This window comes from Streptomyces sp. SID1328 (assembly GCF_009865595.1).
In the GTDB taxonomy this organism is placed as follows: Bacteria; Actinomycetota; Actinomycetes; order Streptomycetales; family Streptomycetaceae; genus Streptomyces; species Streptomyces griseoluteus.
In genome coordinates this window covers 1-2,741 of the sequence record NZ_WWKH01000674.1, presented here as the reverse complement: position 1 = coordinate 2,741, position 2,741 = coordinate 1, and the positions used below count along the sequence as shown (strand labels likewise).

Annotated in this window: 3 protein-coding genes; 2 read left to right on the top strand and 1 reads right to left on the bottom strand. The window is 70.8% G+C overall.

Annotated elements, in window-relative coordinates; translation table 11 throughout:
- Nucleotides 1–836: SDR family NAD(P)-dependent oxidoreductase (locus tag GT030_RS21730; RefSeq protein ID WP_161202539.1), on the bottom strand; the 836-nt coding region annotated here is incomplete at its 3' end.
- Between the two features lie 117 nt (nt 837–953).
- Between GT030_RS21730 and GT030_RS21725 the strand changes: the two genes are divergently transcribed.
- A complete protein-coding gene (locus GT030_RS21725) occupies nt 954–1,472 on the top strand; it encodes an SRPBCC family protein (RefSeq protein WP_161202538.1) in 519 nt (172 codons plus the stop codon).
- A gap of 75 nt (nt 1,473–1,547) precedes the next feature.
- Nucleotides 1,548–2,741, top strand: a 1,194-nt coding sequence (locus GT030_RS21720; protein WP_161202537.1) for a molybdopterin-dependent oxidoreductase, incomplete at its 3' end; no start/stop codon positions are given.

Here is a 2,741-nt window from a genome sequence, read left to right as displayed (position 1 = left end):
GGGAGGGTGCGGGCGGCCAGGCCGGTGGCCCGGGTCGTGGCGGTGGGGGCCACGCCGTGGGCCATCGAGGCCAGGCGGGCCGCGGGGGTGAGGACCGCGCGGGTACGGCGGCGCTCCACCGCCTGGACGACCTTCGCCGCGGCGCGCTCCGCGTCCATGGACAGCACCGGCGTCCCCGAGAGGGTGGAGAACCAGGCGTACTCCTCCTCCGCCTGCCCGCCGAACTCGGCCTGGAGATGTGAGCCGGTGCGCATCAGGCCCGGATGGACCGTGGTCACGCTCACCGCGCTGCCGGCCGTCTCCGCCTGGAGCCCTTCGCCCAGCGCGCGTACCGCCGCCTTAGCGCAGGAGTAGGGGACGAGGTGCGGCGGGGAGACCAGCGCGCCGACCGAGCCGATCAGGCCCAGGCGGCCGCCGTGCGGGCTGCGGCGCAGATGGGGGAGGGCGGCCAGGCAGGTGTACAGGGTGCCGTCGAAGATCGTCGCCATGGCGTCGTGGAAGGCGCGGCTGCCCGCCGTCTCGGCCGGGGCGACCTGGATGACACCCGCGTTGGCGATCACCACGTCCAGCCCGCCGTGCGCCGCCGCGGCCTCGCCGACCGCCGCCGTCACCGCCTCCTCGTCCCGTACGTCGCACACCACCGCGCGGACCGTACGGCCGGTGCGGTGGCGTATCCAGCCCATCGCCCGGCCCAATTCCCCCGAGTCCCTCGCGAGGATCGTCACCTCGCATCCGCGACCCGCGAGTTGCCCGGCGATCAGCAGTCCGAGCCCCCGGGAACCCCCGGTGACCAGCGCGGACATCCCCGGGGACAGGGTGTCTCCGCTCCGCGTCATGTCCTCACCTCTCGCTGAGAAGCTCGCAGATGCGGCTCCGGCGGCGCCCTTCCGCTGTGGCGACGGATGCGCGGTCCGGCAAGACTGAACGCATCCGTGCCTGGAAGCAGGTGGACCATGAGCAGCATCCACGTGTCGGTCGAGGTCCGAGTACCCGTCCGCACCGCGTACGACCAGTGGACCCAGTTCAAGAGCTTTCCCCGGATCATGAACGCCGTGCAGCGCGTGGACCAGGTCGGCCCCGCGATGACCCGGTGGAGGGTGAGGACGGGACTCCTCACCAAGGAGTTCATGGCCGAGATCGTGGAGCAGGAACCGGATTCGCACATCGCCTGGCGCAGTGTGGGACGCCAGCCCTGGCTGTGGGGCGAGGTGTCCTTCCGCGCGGCCGCTCCGGACCGCACCGTGATCACGGTGAACATGCACGTCGAGCCGCACGGGCTCAGCGGCCGGCTGCCGGACCCGGCGAAACGGGCCCGCAAGCTCGTCCGCGAGTCGCTGGAGAACTTCAAGGAGTTCATCGAGGGCCTCGGCGATGCCAGCGGCGCCTGGCGGGGCTCCATCCACAACGGCCGGGTCTCGCCCTCCGAGCCGAACCCGCCCAGGAGCCGCGTCCCCAAGTGGCCCGTCGGCTGACCCCTGGCCGACCCGCCACCCCGGACGACCGAGCGGCCTCCTGCGCACCGCAGGACAGAGCGAGAGGCATTACCCATGAAGAAGGCGCCGAAGCACGAGCCGGACGAGCCGCTGATCGTCAGCCCGCCCAAGAAGTGGGCGGCGGGCGTCCCGGCGGTGACGCACGCCCTGGAGTACTCCCTCGAGGAGACATCGCTGCGCACCACGGCGACGACGCTGCTGACCATGAACCAGGTCGGCGGCATCGACTGTCCCGGCTGCGCCTGGGCCGACCCGGCACCGGGCCACCGGCACATGAACGAGTACTGCGAGAACGGTGCCAAGCACATCAACGACGAGGCCACCGGGCGCCGCGTCACCCGCGAGTTCTTCCGCGCCCACCCCGTCTCCTGGCTCAACGAGCAGTCCGACCTCTGGCTCAACCAGCAGGGCCGCCTCACCGAGCCGATGATCAAGCGGGCCGACTCGGACTACTACGAGCCGATCAGCTGGGCCGACGCGCTGGACCTGCTCGCCGACGAGCTGAAGTCCCTGGACTCACCGGACGAAGCCTGCTTCTACACCTCGGGCCGGGCCAGCAACGAGTCGGCGTTCGTGCTCCAGCTCTTCGCCCGCGCCTTCGGCACCAACAACCTGCCCGACTGCAGCAACCTGTGCCACGAGACCAGCGGCTTCGGCCTGCACGAGACGCTCGGCACCGGCAAGGGCACCGTCTCGCTGGACGACATCCACCAGTCCGACCTGATCTTCCTCGTCGGCCAGAACCCGGCGACGAACCACCCGCGCCAGCTGTCCGCGCTCGAGGAGTGCAAGGACAACGGCGGCAAGATCATCTCGGTGAACACCCTGCCCGAGGCCGGTCTGATGCGGTTCAAGAACCCGCAGCAGGTCCGGGGCGTGATCGGCGACGGCGTCCAGATCTCCGACCAGTTCCTGCACATCCGCAGCGGCGGCGACCTGGCCCTCTTCCAGGGCCTCAACAAGCTGCTGCTGGAAGCCGAGGACGCCAGCCCCGGCACGGTCCTCGACCACGACTTCATCGCCAGGTACACCTCCGGCTTCGAGGAGTTCGCCCAGCACGCCCGCAGCATCTCGTGGGACGACATCCTCACCGCCACCCAGCTCACCCGGGAGGAGATCGAGGAGGCCCACGACCACGTCATGCACGCGGGCCGCGTGATCGTCTGCTGGGCCATGGGCGTCACCCAGCAGCGGCAGGGCGTGCCCACCGTCCGCGAGATCGTCAACTTCCTGATGCTGCGCGGCAAC

Bases quoted from the DNA above. Each gene is read 5' to 3' on its own strand.
- GT030_RS21725 (WP_161202538.1), top strand. From the start codon at position 954: ATGAGCAGCATCCACGTGTCGGTCGAGGTCCGAGTACCCGTCCGCACC.